This is a genomic window from Rickettsia endosymbiont of Hedychridium roseum, assembly GCF_964028255.1.
GTDB lineage: Bacteria > Pseudomonadota > Alphaproteobacteria > Rickettsiales > Rickettsiaceae > Rickettsia > Rickettsia asembonensis.
Map to the genome: position 1 here is coordinate 1143401 of NZ_OZ034753.1, position 16554 is coordinate 1159954.

Consider the following 16554-nt stretch of genomic DNA (forward strand, 5'->3'; position numbering starts at 1 on the left):
ATAACAAAACTTTTTTTTATTATTACTATACTACCGTTAAACGGCTATAAAAATTATGCTATACTAGTTAAATCTATTTGTACCGATGCTCCCATAGTAGAAGATAAATACATTGCTTTTAAATAACTTCCTTTTAATCCGGCAGGTTTCGCTTTAATTACTGCCTCAATAAACGCATTTAAATTTTTTAATAAATCTTGGTCTGAAAAAGATAATTTTCCAAGCCCTGCATGAATTATACCTGCTTTCTCTGCTCTATATTCTACTTGACCGCTTTTAGCATTTTTAATAGCATTTTTAATATCTAAAGTTACGGTACCAAGTTTAGGGTTAGGCATTAAACCTTTTGGTCCTAAAATTCTTGCAACTGAACCTATAACTGCCATCATATCGGGAGTAGCTATACATACATCGAAATTAATTTTCCCTGCTTTAATTTCATCAATAATATTTGTTGAACCTACTAAATCTGCCCCGGCACTTTTAGCTTCTTCTTCTCTTTCTTCTTTACAAATAACGGCAACTCTTACGGTTTTGCCTGTACCGGCAGATAAATTAACTACACCACGTACCATTTGATCGGAATGCCTAGGATCAATTCCAAGCTTCATAACTATTTCTAAGGTTGGATCAAATTTAACATATGATGCTGATTTTAATCGTTCAACTGCATTTGTTAAATTATATAAAGTATCTGATTTTACTTTTTCTCTAGCTTCTCTTATTTTTTTACCGCCGCTAATTTTTACGGCAACATCTTTCTTATTTGACATAATAATTAATTCCCTACCACTTCAAGTCCCATAGATGCAGCACTACCACAAATAATTTTTGTTGCTGCTTCAATATCTTTTGTATTTAAATCAGGCATTTTTAACTTTGCAATTTCACGACAATCATCCATAGTAACTTTACCTACTACGGCTTCTTTCTTAGTAGCACTAGAACCTTTAGTAATTTTAGCATATTTCTTTAAAAAATAAGAGGCAGGAGGAGTTTTTATTTTAAAAGAAAAACTACTATCTTCATAAACAGTAATTAAAGTCGGTAAAGGTACTCCTTTTTCCGTATCTTTTGTACTATTATTAAATTCATCACAAAATGTTTTAATATTAACTTTTCTTTGCCCAAGGGCCGGTCCTATAGGAGGAGCAGGAGTGGCTCCGCCGGCCGGAATTATCAAGTTAATATAACCTTTTATTGCTTTCTGAGACATTTATAAATATCCTTATTTTTCTCTTAAATTAATATTACTTTATAACACTCTTACGTAGAGGTAGTTTATATATTGCACTTTAGTCCTAATTAGACATATACTTCTTTTTTTGAAGAAGTTTTAAATAATGAGTAATGAAAATGAAAAGCGGTTTTCACTTTTATTAAAAATTTATTTATTTTTCTTACTCTTCATTTTATTTAGTATTCTAAAAATACTATCGGCTTTTAATCATTTTTCTTTACTTGGTTAAAATTTAGTTCTATTGGAGTTGCTTTACCAAATATTGATACTGAAACTTTTAACCTATTTTTTTCCTGATCTATTTCTTCTACCGTACCGGTGAAAGTTTCAAAAGGACCGTCTGTAACAGTCACTATTTCACCAACTTCATACAATTTAGAATTCTTTGCTTCTTTAGCTTCTGCTTCCAAATTATTAAAAATATTCTGTATTTCGCTTTCCGTAAGAGCTTTTGGTGTGGTCTTGCTTCCTAAAAAGCCGGTTACTCCTGGTATATTTTTTACTAAATGCCAAGATTTATCAGTCATATTCATCTTTATCAAGATATAACTCGGCATTAGTTTTTTTTCTACCTTGACATTTTTACCGCGTTTAACTTCAGAAACTCCAAAAACAGGTATTAATATATCTTCAAAAAAATCCATCATTTTCTGTTTAGCGATTCTTCTAAGCATATCTTCTTTAATGCGTTTCTCTGCTCCTGATGCCGTATGTACTACATACCACTGCTTTACATTTTTTTCAGAAGAAGGCAATATATTATCTATACTCTGTTCTGTCACAATTTATTCCTTATACTATTTGCCGATATTAAGCAAAAGCTGCATTATGTTATGTATACTATAATCAAGTACCAAACAAATTAGGCTAAAAATAAAAACTGCTACTACCACTACTAATGTTGAAGCAACAAGCTCTTTTCTAGTTGGCCAAACTACCTTATAAGTTTCTTGTTTCACTTGTTCAAAAAACTTATAAATTTTATATTCTTTAAACATATTTTTGTTAGGTAATTTATTAGACTTCTTACAAAATTCTACTTCTAGAGGTAATTGAGACAATGATCCAGCACTGAAATTCTCACATACTAGCATGTACGTTGTGATTCGAGGTGAAGTATCTCTTTTAAATTTTTCTCTATAAGCAAATTTTGTAAAAATTCTATATTTTATAGCAAAAAAGCTCTAAACCTATAATGGCAGGAGCGACAGGCATCGAACCCGCAACCTCCGGTTTTGGAGACCGGTGCTCTACCAATTGAGCTACACTCCTATCATATTTTTAATAAAAAATCAATAAATTTATTAAAAATATTTGTTATTATTAAAAAATTACTATAATAATCGGTACTTCTAATTTATAAGCTGTCACAGTAAAACAACATTTATCTTTGAAAAACATGACATTAATTATATCTAATTAGATCCATCAATTATTTTTTAGCTTTAATAATATCAGCTACCTGACTCGGCACTTGATCATAATGAGAGAATATCATACTAAACTGAGCTCTACCTTGAGATAAAGACCTAAGCGTATTAACATAACCAAACATTTCCGCTAACGGAACATTCGCAGTAACTACTTGAGCATTCCCTCTTGGATCCATGCTTTGAATTTGCCCTCTACGACTATTTAAATCGCCTATAATATCACCCATATATTCATCAGGAGTGATAACTTCAACTTTCATAATAGGCTCAAGTAATTTAGGATTACCTTTCGGCATACCTTCTCTAAAGGCTGCCTTTGCAGCAATTTCAAACGCAAGTACACTAGAATCTACATCATGAAACGCACCGTCAACTAAAGTTGCTTTAAAATCAATCATAGGATAACCGGCAATAACACCAGTTTCTCTAATATTATTTAAACCTTTTTCAACACCCGGTATATATTCTTTAGGCACGGCACCGCCGACGATTTTACTTTCAAAGACAAAAGTTTTATTTTTATCTTCATCTTTTAGATCTTTTACCTCTTTTAGAGGCTCAAAAATAATTTTTACACGAGCAAATTGTCCTGCACCGCCGGATTGTTTCTTATGGGTATAATCGATTTCGCAAGCTTTTGTTATAGTTTCACGATATGCTACTTGAGGAGCTCCAATATTTGCTTCAACCTTAAACTCTCTTCTCATACGATCAATGATAATTTCTAAATGGAGTTCTCCCATTCCTTTTATCACTGTTTGTCCTGTTTCATGATCCGTTGAAACTCTAAATGATGGATCTTCAGCTGCTAAACGAGAAAGTGCGAGACCCATTTTTTCTTGATCGGCTGTTGATTTAGGTTCTACCGCAAGCTCAATTACCGGCTCCGGAAATTCCATTCTTTCTAAGATTACTTGCTTATCCATATCAGACAACGTATCACCGGTAGTAGTATCTTTAAGACCTGCTAAAGCTACTATATCACCTGCTGACGCTTCTTTTACGTCTTCACGATTATTAGCATGCATTAATAGCATTCTACCGATTTTTTCTCTTTTATTCTTTACGGTATTAATAACAGTTGTTCCTGAAGCAATTTTACCTGAATATATTCTAATAAAAGTTAATGAACCGACAAACGGGTCATTCATAATTTTAAATGCTAAAGCTGCAAAAGGCTCAGTTACCGAAATAGGAAAATCTTTTTCTTCACCGGTACTTACTTCCATACCTTTTACTATACCTATATCAATAGGCGAAGGTAGGAAACCTACTACAGCATCAAGTAAAGGCTGTACTCCTTTATTTTTAAAAGCACTACCGCATAAAACTGGATAAAATGCTGCTGAAATAGTACCTTTTCTGATTAATCTTTTAATCTCTTCTTCTGTTACTTCTTCACCTAATAAATATTTTTCCATGACGCGATCATCTAACTCAACAACCATATCAAGTAATTTAGCACGATATTCTTCAGCCTTGTCTTTCATATCGGCAGGTATATCTTCTTCAAAATACTCAGCACCAAGTGATTCATCTTTCCAAATCACTGCTTTCATTTTAACAAGATCAATTATGCCTTTAAAATTTTCTTCAATACCTACAGGCAATTGAATAACAAGCGGTTTTGCTCCTAAACGATCTTTGATCATTTCAACGCATCTATAAAAATCTGCTCCCATTCTGTCCATTTTATTGACAAAACACATTCTAGGAACATTATATTTATCTGCTTGCCTCCAAACCGTTTCAGACTGAGGTTCAACACCTGCTACACCGTCAAATACTGCAACCGCACCGTCAAGAACACGAAGCGAACGCTCTACTTCGATAGTAAAATCAACGTGTCCGGGAGTATCGATAATATTAATTATCTTATCTTGCCATCTACAAGTAGTAGCAGCTGAGGTAATGGTTATACCGCGTTCTTGCTCCTGCTCCATCCAGTCCATGGTAGCACCGCCCTCATGAACTTCACCTATTTTATGCGATTTACCGGTATAATATAAAATACGTTCGGTAGTTGTGGTTTTACCGGCATCAATGTGAGCACATATCCCGATATTACGAATATGCTCAAGTTTATTTATTTTACTCATTATATCCCCTACCTTATTTCATTTTTTTAGGGCTAAAATGAGAGAAAGCTTTATTAGCTTCAGCCATTTTATGAGTATCTTCTTTCTTCTTAATGGCGACGCCTCTATTATTAGAAGCTTCAAACAGCTCTTCAGCAAGTTTATCAATCATCATTTTTTCAGAACGTTTTGACGCAGCATTAATAATCCAACGGCTAGCAAGAGCATATCCTCTTCTTTCATCAACATGCGTAGGAACTTGATAATTAGCTCCTCCAACCCTAACCGAAGTTACTTCTAAATGCGGCTTCACGTTATGCATAGCATTATTAAAGGTTTGATACGGATCGACTCTATGCTTCTTTTCAATTTTATTAAAGGCTGAATAAACAATTTTTTCTGCAAGGGCTTTCTTCCCTTCTTTCATAATATTATTGATAAATCTTGACAGTAAAATACTGTTATATTTCATATCAGGTAAAATTACTCGCTTTTCGGCGGCGTGACGACGTGACATTTTATTTTTTCTCTCTAACTAATAATTTATTTTTTTGTAACTGCAACTTGTTTACGAGGAGCACCATAACGTGAACGACCTTGCTTACGTCCTTTAACCCCAGCAATATCATATGCACCGAGTACGATATGATATTTCACACCCGGAAGATCAGGAACCTGACCGCCTCTTACTAATACCCTATCATGCTCCTTTACACTATGCTTTTCACCGGGAATATATGCATTTACTGTTCTTTTATTACTTAAACGCACCGTTGCAATCTTACGAAGTGCAGAGTTAGGCTTTTTAGGGGTAACGGTTTTTACAACTAGGCAAACACCACTTTTAAAAGGATTAGATTCTAAGGCAGGAGATTTGGTCTTACGAGTTTTTGACTTTCTCCCAAAACGTACTAATTGATTATATGTCGGCATTAAAAAAAATACTCCAAAAAAAACTTATATATACGATAATTAAAGGGTGAAAAAAAATACTTCCACCCTTTGTTTTAAATCATTTCTAAATACAAATTATAAGAATTTGTAAATTACACTAAATTTAAATTATAATTACTTTTTCCATAAAAGCAAGTATGTTTTAATTAACAATCATTTTTTTCTCAATTATTTTTGCTATAAAGCTGATTAACATCACTAAAATATAATAACAGCACGCAGCAATAAGCATTGGAAAAAAATAATTATATGTTTCAATTGATACAATTTGTGCTCTACGTATTAAATCCATTTCTCCAAGCATAGAAATAATGGCTGATTCTTTAATCAAATTTACAAGCTCATTTACTAATGACGGAAAAATATTTTTAACTGCTTGCGGCAGAATTATATCTTTCATTATTAAAAACTTTGGAATAGCAAGAGCTTCAGCCGCTTCAAACTGCCCTTTATCAACTGCATTAATCCCCGCCCTGATTACTTCGGAAACATATGCTCCCGAATTAAGGGAAAAAGAAATAGCTCCCGCCATAAACACACTAAATTTAACGCCTATTATATAAGGTGAAGCAAAATAAATAATACTTAATTGAATTAATAAAGGAGTACCTCTGAAAATAGAAGTATAGAAATTTGCAAAAAGCCTTAAAGCACGATTCTTATTTACCTTACAAATAGCGAGCAACATCCCTATTACTAAACCGAATATAACGGCAATAACGCTATATTTTAAAGTTACTAAAGTCCCCTCTACAATAAAAAGGATTTTTGGATAAAATTTTATTAAATACTCAAACATTTTGTTTAGTTATATAGTGTTGTTTGCCTTGTTAAATGACTGTCGATGTCATTCCCGCGTAGGCGGGGATCCAGCATAAAGCGAGCTAAATCGAACTTTTAATTTCAAAAATTTGCTGTATTTATACTTTTTTTTCTGGATCCCCCGCCTACGCGGGGATGACATTAAAGGTTTCTGGATTGCCACATCGCTTCGCTTCTCGCTAGTAGTATCTACGAAACAACGACGCCAATTTTTGAAATTCACCGAGTATATACATTAATACACTCTTTTTGCCGGTGGAATTACACTTATCTCATCGGTTAAAGTGGTTAGCGTTACAGGTTTATAATCAAGAACTACTTTACCTGCTTCATCGATAGAGCTAAGAGTATGTTTCATCCAATCTCCATCATTACGATCAGGATAATCTTCCCTAGCATGAGCTCCTCTACTTTCTTTTCTTGCAGCTGCCGAATATACCGTTACCAAAGCTTGATCAAGTAGATTATCTAGCTCTAAAGCCTCCACTAAATCACTATTCCAAATTAAAGATTTATCGTTAATTTTTATATCTTTATAGCCGCTTCTTATTTCTCTAATCATTCCTGCTCCTTCATCTAGTACTTCTTGAGTTCTAAATACCGAAGCGTGGCTTTGCATAGTTCTTTGCATTTTAAGCCTTAAATCTGCAACTACAATATTACCGTTAGCGTGACGGACTTTATCAAATCTATTTATAATTTTTTCAAGACTTGCCTCTTTTATAGGCTTATGGGGACTCGCTGGACTAATAAGCTCAGCTGCTTTTAAAGCACTACTTCTACCGAATACTACTAAATCAAGTAAAGAGTTTGAACCTAATCGATTAGCACCGTGTACCGATACGCAAGCCGCTTCACCAATTGCCATAAGGCCTTTTACTACGCTATTATGATTAGTGCCGTCTTTAATAATGACTTGACCGTGGTAATTAGTCGGTATCCCGCCCATATTATAATGAACTGTAGGAAGTACCGGTATCGGCTCTTTAGTGACATCAACACCGGCAAAAATTTTAGCCGTCTCAGAAATACCTGGCAAACGGCTATGTAAAATCTCAGGCGATAAATGATTTAAATGCAGGAATACATGATCTTTATGCTCGCCGACTCCTCGCCCTTCACGAATCTCGATAGTCATCGCTCTTGAAACTACGTCTCTTGAAGCTAAATCCTTTGCAGCAGGAGCGTAACGCTCCATAAAACGCTCTCCATTTGCATTAACGAGATACCCCCCTTCACCTCTAGCTCCCTCGGTAATAAGACAGCCCGCCGAATATATGCCTGTCGGATGGAACTGTACAAACTCCATATCTTGCAGCGGCAAACCTGCTCTAATCGCCATACCGCCCCCATCACCCGTACAAGTGTGAGCAGACGTTGCTGAAAAATAAGCACGCCCGTATCCGCCTGTTGCAAGCACTACATTATGAGCTCTAAAACAATGCAGACTCCCATCATCTAAATTCCACGCAACTACGCCTCTACATTCACCGTCTTCCATCAATAAATCAATAGCAAAATACTCAACAAAAAACTGCACTTTATGCTTTAGTGACTGCTGATATAACGTATGAAGTATGGCATGCCCTGTACGATCTGCCGCAGCACATGTACGCTGAGCCGCTTTTCCTTTACCGTACTCTGTTGTCATACCGCCAAAAGGGCGTTGGTAAATTTTTCCCTCTTCGGTTCTTGAAAAAGGTACCCCGTAATGCTCAAGCTCTAAAATTGCATCGGGAGCATTCTTGCACATATACTCGATGGCATCCTGATCACCTAACCAGTCTGAACCTTTCACCGTATCATACATATGCCAACGCCAATCATCTTCGCCCATATTCCCAAGAGCTGCACTGATTCCGCCCTGAGCAGCCACAGTATGACTACGGGTTGGAAACAACTTAGTTATACAGGCGGTATTTAGCCCTTCTTTAGCCATACCGAATGCAGAACGAAGACCAGCTCCGCCTGCACCTACAACTACTACGTCAAATTTATGATGTATGATATTATACGCTTTAGTCATTAAATTAATTTTTTATTATTTTGATACGTGAATTGCCTATTCCTGTCACCCCGTGGCTTGACCACGGGGTCCAGTAATTCAATACACAATAATGCTATAAACTGTTTTCTGGATACCGCGGTCAAGCCGCGGTATGACAATTTTTACCCCCTATAAAACATCGCTACTACAAAAGCTACAATAGTCACAATGCAAAATAATTGCACTATTATAATCAATATATTACGTAATTTGTGACAACTTACATAATCCTCAATCACTACACGCATACCAAGCATTGCATGATACAACGAAATAGCCACCGTAATTAACAATGCTACTACGTTAAAAGGCTTTTTAAGCTCCCACATAATAATATTTATATCATTATTTTTGTTAGTTAGCGTAAAATATATTAACCATATAGAACATAAAGCTAATATAATTCCCGTTACTCTTTGCAATAACCAATGATGAGAACCGCTTTTAGCAGAACCGCTATTTTTTGCTTTTACAATTTCTGCTTTAAAATCATATACCATTAATTTTCTCTAAACATATTAAGCTGTCATACCGCGACTTGATCGCGGTATCCAAAAAACACATTATTAATAAAAATAATTTACTTTAAAAGTTCTTCATATAAAACACTCATTGTCATCCCGTGGCTTGACCGCGGAATCCAAAGAAATAACTAAAAATACTAATAATATTAGTATTTTTAACTGGATCCCGCGATCAAGTCGCGGGATGACACACTATTTATACTTTTATACCCATAGTAACATAGTTAATAATATAGAAAAGACAACTACACACCAACCGGTGATATTAACTGCTTTTATAGAAAAGCCGTAACCGATATCCCAAAACAAATGCCGAATACCGTTGCATAAATGATAAAACCAAGCGTAGCTCATTGCTACTAAGCATATTTTTATAATGCAGCAATCAGCAAGTTGTAAATAATTATTATCATATTTACTAAGGATCAGCCACCATACCAAAATCGATACTGCAAAAAATAGAGCTACGCCGGTCATACGATGCAAAATCGATAAAGTAGAACTAATTTGCAGCTTATATATGCTTAAATGCGGCGAAGTCGGACGCTTATTATAAATTTCTTGTTTGGTTTTAGTCATATATTTCTAATAAATAAAAAAAGGTTATGTCATTCCCGCAAAAGCGGGAATCCAGCGTAAAGCAAGATGAATCGAGCTTTTAATTTCAAAAATTTGCTGTATTTATACTTTTTTTCTGGATTCCCGCCTACGCGGGAATGACATGCTACACCACTAGGTCAATGACATCTATCTCTGTAACCAATGCCCTTCAGCGGGTGACAAATCATCCGCAACTGCTCTCCTATCATCAAAGACGAAACATTCACCTTGCCATAAATTATTCTCATTTTGCGTATCTTCTAAATATTGCAGTATACCACCCTTTAAATGATATACCTCTTCATAACCTATACTTTTAAGTAAGCTGGTGGATTTTTCACACCTAATACCGCCTGTACAAACCATAGCAATTTTTTTACCTTTGAGCAATTCTTGATTCTGCTGAACCCAAGCAGGAAACTGCTTAAATGTTTTAGTATTAGGATTAATTGCCGATTTAAATGTACCGACCTCTACTTCATAATCATTTCTAGTATCTATTACTATAACATTTTGTTTGGTGATAAATTCGTCCCAATCTTTCGGCTCTATATATTCACCTTTAAATAAATCAACATTCAAATCTTCAACATTCATGGCTACAATCTCTTTCTTAAGCCTTATCTTCAGCTTTTGAAAAGGATGAACATCGCTATAATTTATTTTAACGTTAACATCTTTGGGAGAGGTTATCTTTATCAATTCTTCAAGTACAAGATTTACATTTTCGTATGAACCTGAAAAAGAACCGTTAAAACCTTCGTTAGCTAATAAAATAGTACCTCTAACATATTTTCTTTTACCAATAAGCAAAAGTTTCGGTATCAAATTCGCTGGTTCTTCTATATTAACAAAACTATATGCACTTAAAATTGCTATTTTTTCATTCATAATTATTTAGGTGTCATACCGTGGCTTGACCACGGTATCTAGTTAAAAATTAAAAAATATTGGATACCGTGGTCAAGCCACGGTATGACATTTAATCACACCACCGATAACGGCACGAATACACTTGTATCGCCCCTTTCAATCAAGAGCAAAATATTTTGCTTATTCGATTTTTTTGCATTTTCATATAATTCTTCTAGCTTACTTATATTGTCTATGCTTTCCTGATTAATATTGGTTATCAGATCGCCAATTTTGAAGCTACTTTCTTCTTCATCAATATTGGTTATAACTATTCCCGCTTTATCGCTCGGAGTATTATATTGTTGTCTTAATTCTTCAGTCAAATTACTAAAAGTAATATTATTTTTAGTAATAGATAAATTACTTTCTTCTTTGTTTGTTATTTCTTCTTTATTGGTCTCTTCTGTAGAATCTTTGGTAACTTCTTCATTATCTGAAGTAATTTTAATAGGTAATTCAAGCTCTTTTTTCTCGCGAAGTATTTTTACTTTTACTTCCTGATCAATAGGAGCATCTGCAATAATTACACGTAATTTTTTAGTATTTTTAACCGGTATATCTGCAAACTCTATTATTATATCACCTGTTTTAATTCCTGCTTTATCACCTGGACCGTCTTCTTGTACTTTAGCTACTAACACCCCCCTAGTATCTTTAAGCCCTAACCCTTCAGAAATTTCCTCGGTTAAATCTTGTATTGTTACTCCAAGGCGTCCTCTACTTACTTTTCCATCTTTCTTAAGACGTTCGATTATGGGCTTTGCAGTATTTGACGGTATTGCAAAACCAATACCTATATTAGTACCGAGCGGTGAAAAAATTGCCGTATTTACGCCTATTACTTTCTGATCCAAATTAAACATAGGACCGCCGGAATTACCGTTATTAATTGCAGCATCCGTTTGAATAAAATTATCGACTATATTATCCGTATCTATATCGATATCCCTCCCTTTAGAGGAAATAATACCGCTTGTCACCGTACCGCCTAGATTACCGAATGGATTACCGATTGCAATAACCCAGTCTCCTACTCTTGCATCATTTGAATCTCCAAACTCAACAAACGGTAACGGTTCCTCACTATCTATTTTTAAGAGAGCTAAATCGGTTTTAGTATCGCTACCTATTAATTTAGCCGATAATTCGGTATTATCTGCAAGTTTTATATTAATTTTATCAACATTTGCAATTACATGATAGTTTGTCACTATTAAACCGTTAGGCTCAATAATAAACCCTGAACCAAGCGGAACGCTTTTAAGAGTTTGATCGACCTCTTCCAAATTCAGCGGTATATTAAGCTTTTCTAAAAAATCATTAATGAAGTCTAAAGGCTTTTTTTCTTGCAGCGGATCTTTCTCAGCATTTTCCGACTTACTATTAACATATTCTATTGTTGAAATATTAACGACTGCAGGAATTAACGGCTCAACTATATCAGCAAAGCTATAACGGGCAGCTTCACTTACTTTTAAAGGAGCAGAATTTATTGCCGTAAATTCATTCTCTTCTTGCTCCGCTACTTTTAAAGATTTACTATTTTCTTTTGCTAGAACAATGTTACTTGATATTAAAACTATTATAACAAGAACTATTTTCAGATTCATCATACTACTTAGTTAAATTAAGGTATTTTAAAACTTCAGCCTCAGGTGAAATCACAAAATTAGTATCTTCTTTCTTTAAAGAATTTTTATATACTAAAAGTGATCTATAAAATTTATAAAATTCCGGATCGACGGAATAAGCGGAATTATATATTTTTGCCGCTTTCTCATCGCCGTCACCTTTGATAATTTGTGCATCTCGATAAGCTTTAGCAAGTATTATTTTACTTTCTTTATCTGCTTTTGAACGGATACGCACGCTTTCTTCCTGTCCTTCTGCTCTAATTTGGGTCGCTTCTTTTTCACGTGCCGTTTGCATACGGCGATAAATAGCCGCACTATTTTCTTTCGGTAAATCTGCTCTTAAAATTCTAACATCTACAACATCAATTCCAAAGCTTTTAGCTTCTCCGTCTACTTGATTTAAGATATTTAGCATTACATTACTACGCTCTTGACTTAAAAGACTACTTAGCGAAATTTTACCTATCACTTTACGCATTGACGATTCAAGATTACGAGTCAACCTAATTTTCACACCTTGATAATCATGTACCGTTTTATAAAACATTACGGGATTATTAATTTGGAATTTGGCATAAGCATCAACAATAACTCGTTTACCGTCGGCAGCCGTTAATTCTTTTGCCTCAACCTCAACATCTAAAAGACGTTTATCAAAAAATTCAACATTTTGAATAAACGGGATTTTAATATTTAGTCCTGGATTTTCTATAGTTCTAACTGCTTCACCAAACTGGAATACTACAGCAGATTGGAGTTGGTCAACTGAAAATAAGGAGCTAAAAATCAGTATCAGCCCAAAAACAATTGTAAAAATTATATAATAGATCTTATGTTGCATTTAATATTCCTTGTTGTGTTTTTATATTCTATGCTGTCATAGTGTCATCCTAGCTAACTTGATCGCGGGATCCAGTCTTTTTTATTTTTTTGGATACCGTGGTCAAGCCACGGTATGACAAATTGGATTCCCGCATACGCACGAATGACATCGGTATCCACGCAGAATGACATAGTACACTACGGTTTAATAGCCATATGCGGTAGTAGTGCATTATTAATAATCGTTTTATTTGAACCGCCTAATATCTCTTCGACTACTTCTAAATATAACCTATCTCTAGTTACTTGCCTACCTATAGTATATTGTTTATAAATAGCATTAAATCTTTGGCTATCACCTTCTGCTTTTGATATAACTTCTTCTTTATAACCTTCTGCTTCTTGTATAATCTTTGCGGCCGCTCCTCTAGCTTCCGGCAAAATCTTATTATTATAGGCTTGAGCTTGATTTATTTCTTTCTCTTTATCTGCCTTTGAAGTTTGCACGTCTCTATAAGCGTCTATTACTTCGGCAGGCGGCTCGGCTTTTAATAATTGTACTTTCTCAATCATAACACCGGCATTATAACTATCCAGTATCTTTTGTGCTAATTTTTCTATTTTGTAAGTAATTTCTTGCTTTTGATCAGATAATACCCAAGAAATAGGAGTATTGCCTATTACTTCTCTAACAGCACTTTCTACTGTTGCTTTTACTGTTTCTTCAGGTCTTTGTACGTTAAAAATAAAATCTTCTAGGTTATTAATATGCCACATTACGTCACAATTTAAAGCAACGATATTTTCATCACCGGTAAGCATTATACTTTCACCGGCAATATTTTTAGTATTATCGCCACCGCTACGTGCCGAGCTATTTGTACGATAACCAATCTCAATTCGGCGTGATTGTTTAACTTTCTCAACTATTATCTTTTCAAAAGGGGCAGGCAAATGATAATTAAGCCCGGGGTAGCCCTTACGCACAAAACGCCCAAATCTTATTACCGCTGCTTCTTCACCTTCTTTTATTTCATAAATACCCGAAGCAAGCCATAAAGCAATCACTGCGACAACAGCTAAAATTATTGTTTTAGCATTGAAATTAAACTGGAATTGAAATTTATCAAAATTAAATTGATTTTTACGCGGTCTTGTGAATATGTTATCATCTTTATTAGAATCAAAATCTTTCCATGGGGATTTTTTTAAAATCGAGCTATATTTTTTACTAAGCATTTGCTTTTTTATATTATTTTAAGGATTAAGTGATTATATATATTATAGCATATAACGTCAAGTTACGAACTTAAACAGCCTTAAAAAGGAAATTTAATTATGGCGGATTTACACCAAAAGCAAATTATCGATAAACTTCAGCATATTATCTTTAAAGACGGTACTTTTTTAAATAAAGTTATATCGGATATTATAATTAAGGGTAATAATATAGGTTTTTCCATAGATATATCAGGTAAAAACAAGTTAGAAGCCGAAGAAATAAAAACTAAAGCAATTGATAAGCTTAATGAGATTTCGGAAATAAATAAAATAACAATTGTTTTTACCGAAAGTAAACCGATGGAGAAAAAAGCTCAAAAACCAAAACATTTTGTAGAAAACGTAAAAAAAATTATCTTAGTAGCGTCAGGTAAAGGCGGAGTCGGAAAATCTACAATATCGGCTCTTATTGCTCAGCAGTTAAGTCTAGAAAATTACCGCGTCGGGATAGTGGATGCGGATATTTACGGTCCGTCAATTCCGCATATATTCGGCATTAACGAAGTACCGAAAACAACAGATGGACGAATAATACCGATAACGGTAAAAAGCATCCAAGTTATTTCTATAGGCTTTTTTGTTAAAGACCATTCGGCAATTATTTGGCGTGGTCCTATGGCTAGTAAGACCATTTATCAATTATTATCAGTAACAAAATGGGATAATTTAGATTATCTAATTATCGATATGCCGCCGGGAACTGGTGATATTCATTTAAGCCTTTTAGAGAATTATCATTTAGACGGCGTAATAATCGTAACAACACCGCAAAAAATATCAGAAATAGATGTAATACGTTCTATAGATTTATATCAAAAACTTAATTTACCTATTTTGGGAATAATTGAGAATATGAGTTATATGTTTGAAAATAATAGCGGCGAGCATTTATCGCAAAAATATAATATTCCCTTAATCGCTCAAATCCCGATTATGCCGCAAATAGCCGATGCTTGCGATAAATCACTACCTCTAACAGATTTATTAACATTACCTTTAAAAGAATATTTATCATGAAAATATGGGTTATTGCAGATGATAGAACAGGCAACACGCATCAGGCTATTGCACTTGCAGAAAAATTAACGGTATTATTGCATGGATCGAAAAACGCACCCGGTGTCATACCGTGGCTTGACCACAGTATCCAAAAAAAAATTAAAGAAGACTGGATCCCGCGATCAAGTCGCGAGATGACAACTAAAAAATCGATCCATACAACAACATCAAAATTAGCTACAGATTACACTTTAATTAAATTGCAATATAATTGCTTAGCTAAGCTACCGAATTTTTTACTAAAATATTATCCTATTCATATAAAAAGTGAGCTATTACAAGATATTATGGCAAAACCTTTACCTGACATGATAATTACCGCCGGCAGAAGAACGGCAGTTTTAGCATTTTATTTAAAAAAGAAATTTAAAGATATTAAGCTAATCCAAATAATGCAACCTAATCTTCCCTATAATGTATTTGATGCCGTTATTCTGCCTTATCATGATTCAAGTAATAGCCAAAATGTCATCCTGTGGCTTGACCACGGGATCCAAAAAAAAATTAAAGAAGACTGGATCCCGCGATCAAGTCGCGGAATGACAATCCCCATCAACGGAGCTATCAACAACGTAACCGAAAAGTTCGCCGCCGCGAACTTTGAACTCCAAAAACATTATCCTGATCTTAAACATTTTATTGCCGTGATAATAGGTGGGAATAATAAAAAATTTAACTTCAACGAAGATGAAGCAGTTTTATTTTCTTCATTATTAAATAAAATATATACTAATCAACAAATACCGTTTTTCATTAGTTTCAGCAGACGTACACCACAAGCTGTAAAATCAATTATTAAAAATAATATGCCGTCTTCTACAATTATTTATGACCCGAACGAAGACGCAGGCTATAATCCTTATATATTTATGCTTGCTAATGCAAAATATATAATCTCTACAGCCGACTCGATTTCAATGTGCAGTGAAGCAGCTTCAAGCGGCAAGCCTCTTTATATATTCTGCCCACCAAACTTTAATTCCTCAAAGCATAAGATTTTTATAAAGCAGTTAGTAGAGCAGAAAATAGCAAAAACTTTTGATGAGTCCGTAACAATGCTAGAAGAATATAGCTACCAACCTTTAAATGAAGCAGAAAGAGTAGCTAAAATTATTAAATCTTTAACCAAAAGCTGGTAATTATAA

The 16554-nt window shown here is 34.3% G+C and carries 19 protein-coding genes and 1 tRNA gene; 2 read left to right on the plus strand and 18 right to left on the minus strand.

Features of this window, described 5'->3' with window-relative positions:
• Nucleotides 1–53 precede the first annotated feature (53 nt).
• From rplA to hflK, 18 genes are all read right to left on the minus strand, one after another.
• Nucleotides 54–773, minus strand: a complete 720-nt coding sequence (gene rplA, locus AC5587_RS06640; RefSeq protein ID WP_499162228.1) for a 50S ribosomal protein L1 — start codon at nt 771–773, stop codon at nt 54–56.
• Nucleotides 774–778: 5 nt separating this feature from the next.
• Complete coding sequence (gene rplK, locus AC5587_RS06645; protein ID WP_266264939.1) at nt 779–1216, minus strand: 50S ribosomal protein L11; 438 nt, start codon at nt 1214–1216, stop codon at nt 779–781.
• Between the two features lie 227 nt (nt 1217–1443).
• The gene (nusG, locus tag AC5587_RS06650) at nt 1444–2022 is read right to left on the minus strand and encodes a transcription termination/antitermination protein NusG (protein ID WP_499162229.1); all 579 of its coding nucleotides are present in this window, start codon (nt 2020–2022) and stop codon (nt 1444–1446) included.
• 15 nt (nt 2023–2037) lie between these two features.
• Complete coding sequence (gene secE / locus AC5587_RS06655; protein WP_004996644.1) at nt 2038–2238, minus strand: preprotein translocase subunit SecE; 201 nt, start codon at nt 2236–2238, stop codon at nt 2038–2040.
• Between the two features lie 198 nt (nt 2239–2436).
• Nucleotides 2437–2512: transfer RNA gene (locus tag AC5587_RS06660), tRNA-Trp, on the minus strand.
• Nucleotides 2513–2672: 160 nt separating this feature from the next.
• Nucleotides 2673–4772, minus strand: a complete 2100-nt coding sequence (fusA, locus tag AC5587_RS06665; RefSeq protein ID WP_499162230.1) for an elongation factor G — start codon at nt 4770–4772, stop codon at nt 2673–2675.
• Between the two features lie 13 nt (nt 4773–4785).
• A complete protein-coding gene (gene rpsG / locus AC5587_RS06670; RefSeq protein WP_004996646.1) occupies nt 4786–5268 on the minus strand; it encodes a 30S ribosomal protein S7 in 483 nt (160 codons plus the stop codon).
• Between the two features lie 26 nt (nt 5269–5294).
• Complete coding sequence (gene rpsL / locus AC5587_RS06675; protein WP_004996647.1) at nt 5295–5684, minus strand: 30S ribosomal protein S12; 390 nt, start codon at nt 5682–5684, stop codon at nt 5295–5297.
• A gap of 163 nt (nt 5685–5847) precedes the next feature.
• Nucleotides 5848–6504, minus strand: coding sequence for an amino acid ABC transporter permease (locus tag AC5587_RS06680; RefSeq protein WP_499162231.1), 657 nt, complete (start codon nt 6502–6504; stop codon nt 5848–5850).
• A gap of 48 nt (nt 6505–6552) precedes the next feature.
• Nucleotides 6553–6750, minus strand: coding sequence for a hypothetical protein (locus tag AC5587_RS06685; protein WP_499162232.1), 198 nt, complete (start codon nt 6748–6750; stop codon nt 6553–6555).
• A gap of 12 nt (nt 6751–6762) precedes the next feature.
• Entirely contained in the window at nt 6763–8553 is a 1791-nt protein-coding gene (sdhA, locus tag AC5587_RS06690) for a succinate dehydrogenase flavoprotein subunit (RefSeq protein ID WP_499162233.1), read from the minus strand.
• On the minus strand, nt 8553–8693 hold the full coding sequence (locus tag AC5587_RS06695) for a palindromic element RPE4 domain-containing protein (RefSeq protein WP_410526560.1): 141 nt from the start codon (nt 8691–8693) through the stop codon (nt 8553–8555). The genes sdhA and AC5587_RS06695 overlap by 1 nt, the downstream gene beginning before the upstream one ends.
• A gap of 3 nt (nt 8694–8696) precedes the next feature.
• Nucleotides 8697–9074: a succinate dehydrogenase, hydrophobic membrane anchor protein gene (sdhD, locus tag AC5587_RS06700; protein WP_410526559.1), complete on the minus strand. Its 378-nt coding sequence runs from the start codon at nt 9072–9074 to the stop codon at nt 8697–8699.
• A 228-nt stretch (nt 9075–9302) separates the two neighbouring features.
• The gene (gene sdhC / locus AC5587_RS06705; RefSeq protein WP_499162234.1) at nt 9303–9677 is read right to left on the minus strand and encodes a succinate dehydrogenase, cytochrome b556 subunit; all 375 of its coding nucleotides are present in this window, start codon (nt 9675–9677) and stop codon (nt 9303–9305) included.
• A gap of 168 nt (nt 9678–9845) precedes the next feature.
• On the minus strand, nt 9846–10589 hold the full coding sequence (gene trhO / locus AC5587_RS06710) for an oxygen-dependent tRNA uridine(34) hydroxylase TrhO (protein ID WP_499162235.1): 744 nt from the start codon (nt 10587–10589) through the stop codon (nt 9846–9848).
• Between the two features lie 95 nt (nt 10590–10684).
• Nucleotides 10685–12226, minus strand: coding sequence for a Do family serine endopeptidase (locus AC5587_RS06715; RefSeq protein ID WP_499162236.1), 1542 nt, complete (start codon nt 12224–12226; stop codon nt 10685–10687).
• 1 nt (nt 12227) lies between these two features.
• The gene (hflC, locus tag AC5587_RS06720; RefSeq protein WP_499162237.1) at nt 12228–13088 is read right to left on the minus strand and encodes a protease modulator HflC; all 861 of its coding nucleotides are present in this window, start codon (nt 13086–13088) and stop codon (nt 12228–12230) included.
• A gap of 179 nt (nt 13089–13267) precedes the next feature.
• Nucleotides 13268–14308: an FtsH protease activity modulator HflK gene (gene hflK, locus AC5587_RS06725; protein WP_410527757.1), complete on the minus strand. Its 1041-nt coding sequence runs from the start codon at nt 14306–14308 to the stop codon at nt 13268–13270.
• A gap of 99 nt (nt 14309–14407) precedes the next feature.
• Here hflK and AC5587_RS06730 point away from each other — a divergent pair, with 99 nt between their 5' ends.
• The gene (locus AC5587_RS06730; RefSeq protein ID WP_410527758.1) at nt 14408–15367 is read left to right on the plus strand and encodes an Mrp/NBP35 family ATP-binding protein; all 960 of its coding nucleotides are present in this window, start codon (nt 14408–14410) and stop codon (nt 15365–15367) included.
• The gene (locus AC5587_RS06735) at nt 15364–16548 is read left to right on the plus strand and encodes a mitochondrial fission ELM1 family protein (RefSeq protein ID WP_499162238.1); all 1185 of its coding nucleotides are present in this window, start codon (nt 15364–15366) and stop codon (nt 16546–16548) included. The genes AC5587_RS06730 and AC5587_RS06735 overlap by 4 nt, the downstream gene beginning before the upstream one ends.
• Nucleotides 16549–16554 lie beyond the last annotated feature (6 nt).

Excerpts from the sequence above, each read along its gene's own strand:
- rplA (WP_499162228.1), bottom strand. The coding sequence starts at position 773 with ATGTCAAATAAGAAAGATGTTGCCGTAAAAATTAGCGGCGGTAAAAAA.
- rplK (WP_266264939.1), bottom strand. The coding sequence starts at position 1,216 with ATGTCTCAGAAAGCAATAAAAGGTTATATTAACTTGATAATTCCGGCC.
- secE (WP_004996644.1), bottom strand. The coding sequence starts at position 2,238 with ATGTTTAAAGAATATAAAATTTATAAGTTTTTTGAACAAGTGAAACAA.
- fusA (WP_499162230.1), bottom strand. The coding sequence starts at position 4,772 with ATGAGTAAAATAAATAAACTTGAGCATATTCGTAATATCGGGATATGT.
- rpsG (WP_004996646.1), bottom strand. The coding sequence starts at position 5,268 with ATGTCACGTCGTCACGCCGCCGAAAAGCGAGTAATTTTACCTGATATG.
- rpsL (WP_004996647.1), bottom strand. The coding sequence starts at position 5,684 with ATGCCGACATATAATCAATTAGTACGTTTTGGGAGAAAGTCAAAAACT.
- AC5587_RS06680 (WP_499162231.1), bottom strand. The coding sequence starts at position 6,504 with ATGTTTGAGTATTTAATAAAATTTTATCCAAAAATCCTTTTTATTGTA.
- sdhA (WP_499162233.1), bottom strand. The coding sequence starts at position 8,553 with ATGACTAAAGCGTATAATATCATACATCATAAATTTGACGTAGTAGTT.
- sdhD (WP_410526559.1), bottom strand. The coding sequence starts at position 9,074 with ATGGTATATGATTTTAAAGCAGAAATTGTAAAAGCAAAAAATAGCGGT.
- sdhC (WP_499162234.1), bottom strand. The coding sequence starts at position 9,677 with ATGACTAAAACCAAACAAGAAATTTATAATAAGCGTCCGACTTCGCCG.
- trhO (WP_499162235.1), bottom strand. The coding sequence starts at position 10,589 with ATGAATGAAAAAATAGCAATTTTAAGTGCATATAGTTTTGTTAATATA.
- AC5587_RS06715 (WP_499162236.1), bottom strand. The coding sequence starts at position 12,226 with ATGATGAATCTGAAAATAGTTCTTGTTATAATAGTTTTAATATCAAGT.
- hflC (WP_499162237.1), bottom strand. The coding sequence starts at position 13,088 with ATGCAACATAAGATCTATTATATAATTTTTACAATTGTTTTTGGGCTG.
- hflK (WP_410527757.1), bottom strand. The coding sequence starts at position 14,308 with ATGCTTAGTAAAAAATATAGCTCGATTTTAAAAAAATCCCCATGGAAA.
- AC5587_RS06730 (WP_410527758.1), top strand. The coding sequence starts at position 14,408 with ATGGCGGATTTACACCAAAAGCAAATTATCGATAAACTTCAGCATATT.
- AC5587_RS06735 (WP_499162238.1), top strand. The coding sequence starts at position 15,364 with ATGAAAATATGGGTTATTGCAGATGATAGAACAGGCAACACGCATCAG.